The sequence below is a fragment of the Reinekea sp. genome (assembly GCF_982785585.1).
The window spans coordinates 27987-31550 of record NZ_CEYAVF010000037.1; the positions used below are offsets into that span (position 1 = coordinate 27987).

General features: G+C 52.6%; 3 protein-coding genes. 2 read left to right on the plus strand and 1 reads right to left on the minus strand.

Annotated features, from left to right (window positions below; all coding sequences use genetic code 11):
• On the minus strand, positions 1-1571 hold a 1571-nt coding region (locus AC4FIC_RS13365), incomplete at its 3' end, for a choice-of-anchor I family protein (RefSeq protein ID WP_476195602.1).
• A 465-nt stretch (positions 1572-2036) separates the two neighbouring features.
• Here AC4FIC_RS13365 and AC4FIC_RS13370 point away from each other — a divergent pair.
• Together AC4FIC_RS13370 and AC4FIC_RS13375 are read left to right on the plus strand one after the other, a co-directional pair.
• On the plus strand, positions 2037-2963 hold the full coding sequence (locus AC4FIC_RS13370) for an ABC transporter ATP-binding protein (protein WP_287418654.1): 927 nt from the start codon (positions 2037-2039) through the stop codon (positions 2961-2963).
• Positions 2960-3564, plus strand: a 605-nt coding sequence (locus tag AC4FIC_RS13375) for an ABC transporter permease (RefSeq protein WP_476195096.1), incomplete at its 3' end; no start/stop codon positions are given. The genes AC4FIC_RS13370 and AC4FIC_RS13375, both read left to right, overlap by 4 nt.

Genomic DNA, 3564 nt, shown 5'->3' on the forward strand with positions numbered 1-3564 from the left:
CCCAAGTCGCCGGCATCGACACCCTCACCCGGTGTTACCGACATATCCCGATTGCTGGTGTATTCGACAAAGGCGGGCGCAAAGGGATTGCTGATATCAAATACCATAATGCCACCTTGGCGCTCTAAACCGACGAAGGCGTAAGTGCGCTCGCCGATCTGACCTACGGCCAGACCCTCAGGTTCAGGGCCCTTGTTGTCACTGCGGTTTTCGACACTGTTCTTGTCGTTGGACAGATTGAAAAATAGGGGTGAACGGTCGGCAATTATTTGCTCGATCTGATCACCGGAATCGAACACCTGTTTACCGCTGGCCGTCCAGATACTGAACGAGCGCGCACCATAGGCGTAGATCGCCTCATAAGCACCGTCGGCATTGGCATCGCCATGGGTCTTGGTAACGGTCAGGTCGCCAATGCCTTTGCCATTTTGCAGCATGGCAATTTGCGCAGCACTGAATTGTTTGGTGTCTAGGTTGAGATCTTCCAGAGAGATCTCATCGCTATAGGACAGGCACTCGTCGTCGCCCAGGTCGGTATGGCTGGCGCTTAGACAGCTGGCGCTGTCAGCGCTGTAAATGTACTCGCGGCCATCGCCCTCGTTAGCGGTCACCAAATAGGTGTTGCCATTAAAGGTGTAGGAGTCGATCGAGTCGGGCATATACATGCCAAAGATAGGCAGGCTTTCTATAACCGGTACCTGGTCATTCTTGTTGGCGTCCAGGCCCATACCCTGAAGGCTATGGTCTTTAAAGCCCAGCGCTGCAATCTTGGTCACGGTCGCGGTGGCAATATCCACCAAGGCGATTGCGTTGTTCTCTTGCAGGCTAACATAAGCCGTTGTGCCATCCGCGGAGATGGTGATGTATTCCGGCTCCAAATCCATCGCGACGGTCGCACCCGGACCGAAAATTCGCACACCATCTGCCCGTAAGCTTTCGATTTGCGCGTTAAATGCGCGGAATCCGGCCTGCTTAACCGTAGCAGAGGCCACGCCCGCGGTTAGATTTACCACGGTGATCGAGCCTTCGGGATCATTCTTATAATCGCCACTGGGCTCACCTTCGTTCGCGCTCAATAGATAGTTGCCATCGGGTGAGAACTTCACCATGTCGGGTAAAGCGCCGGCCATAAAGGCGGCGGCGAAGCTGTTGTCCTCGGTGTTGTACAAGTAGATACGTCCTGTAGCCTGTTTGTTGTCAGCCTCTACCGCAACTGCCAATAGGCCATTGGCCACGGCCACACTATTGGCACCGCCACTGGTGAAAGTGGCGCTGTCCTGATCGAATACCGCCAAGGTCGTGAGCTTGACTGGGGCTGCTGGGTCGGTCAGATCGAGCACGTCTATGGTGTTGTCACCGGAATTGATCACAAAGGCCTTATGGGTAGCTTTGTCAAATGCGACTATTTCTGCCCCGCCATCTGCGAAGATGCCTGATTCATAGCGACCTACCTGGATCAAATGCCCTGTGCTCACTGCTTGAATCGCATTGGTCATGTTGTTCGACGGGTGTAATGCACTCGCCATGCTGTTAGAGGTCACCGCACAGGCAATCAATAAAAATGGCGTCACTAGGGCGCCCTGAAAATATTTCCGATAAGATAGGTCCACAGCAGATAATTCCATTTGGTTAAGAAGTCCCTGAGAATAGGGTTCCAATATGACGAGCTCGTTACAGTGTTATGAACGTTAAGTGAACCCAATTCTCGCTGCCCAACGTAAACGCAAGTCTTGCTGCCTGCCATATCAACCAACAAGGGATTATGACGACAGGCAGCCAGTTCTATGCCATTCGCTCAATAGGGGTCCGATAGGGCGAATGGGGCTGGTATCGAAATCCAGAATCTATAGACTGGCGACCAACTGAGCATTCCAGCAAATCGCCGACCAATAGTCGGCCCAGCACGCTATCTGTGCGCAGATCCGTGTCGTTGCGGTGCCAAGGGTTGCTGCAATCAATTCCTAAGTTGTGCAACGGCCTAAGCGCAAGCCTGCTGCGGGCCGGCCATCACAACTCCATCTATTAGCGAGTGTAACATGAGCAATATTGTTGAAATTAGTCAGCTGAATAAACTCTACGATAATGGCTATCAGGCCCTGCGCGATGTGAACCTGACCATTGAAAAGGGAGAGATACTAGCGCTATTGGGTCCCAACGGGGCCGGTAAAACCACCCTGATCAGTACCATTTGCGGCATCGTCAACGCGACCTCCGGCTCGGTCACGGTCGGCGGCTTCGATATCACCAAGGACTACCGCAAGACCCGTGCAATGATCGGCCTGGTGCCACAGGAACTGCATACCGAGGCCTTTGAGTCGGTTATCGCGACGGTCAAGTTCAGCCGGGGCCTGTTCGGCAAGAAGCCCGATGATGCGCATATCGAGAAGGTATTAAAAGATCTGTCGCTGTGGGATAAGCGCAATAGCGCCATTCGCGAGCTGTCCGGCGGCATGAAACGTCGACTGCTGATCGCCAAGGCACTGTCGCACGAACCCTCGGTGTTGTTTTTGGACGAACCATCGGCGGGAGTCGATGTGGAGCTGCGCCGCGATATGTGGCTGGTGGTTAAGAAATTGCGCGATACCGGCGTGACCATTATCTTAACGACGCACTATATCGAGGAGGCCGAAGAAATTGCCGATCGAGTGGCGATCATCAACAAGGGTCATATTCAGCTGGTTGAGAACAAGGTTGAACTGATGCGCAAGTTGGGCAAGAAGCAACTGACGCTCGAATTGAAAGAGCCACTGACCACCGTGCCCGGCGCCTTATCCGAGTTCGATATCAGCCTCGAGCAGCAGGGTTACCAGTTGGTCTATAGCTATGACGGCACGCAACAGCACACTGGTATTGCCACGTTGATGCGGGTGTTGTCCGAACACGAGATCCACTTCAAGGATTTGTCGACTCGGCAGAGCTCCTTGGAAGATATATTTGTTGATTTGGTAAAGGAAACCGTATGAATTTCTATTCCGTAATGGCCATCTATAAGTTTGAAATGGCCCGTACCGCGCGCACTGTGTTACAGAGCATTATTTCACCGGTCATCTCCACCTCGCTCTACTTTGTGGTCTTTGGCGCGGCGATTGGCTCGCGCATCACCTCGGTCGATGGCGTCAGTTACGGGGCCTTTATTGTGCCCGGTTTAATTATGCTGTCGTTGATGACCCAAAGTATTGCCAACGCCTCCTTCGGTATCTATTTTCCAAAATTTACCGGCACCATCTTTGAGCTCTTATCGGCACCTATTTCCTACTTTGAGATACTGCTCGGTTATGTCGGTGCGGCCGCGACCAAGTCGCTGATCGTCGGGTCTATTATCCTGATGACCGCCGGATTCTTTGTCGATATGCAAATTATGCATCCATTCTGGATGTTATTGTTTCTGGTGATGACCGCACTGACCTTTAGCCTGTTCGGTTTTATTATCGGCATTTGGGCCGACAATTTCGAGAAGCTGCAACTGGTACCGCTCTTGATCGTGACACCGCTGGTGTTCTTGGGCGGTAGCTTCTATTCCATCAGCATGCTGCCGCCGATCTGGCAGACCATTACGCTCTTTAA

Bases quoted from the DNA above. Each gene is read 5' to 3' on its own strand.
- AC4FIC_RS13370 (WP_287418654.1), top strand. From the start codon at position 2,037: ATGAGCAATATTGTTGAAATTAGTCAGCTGAATAAACTCTACGATAAT.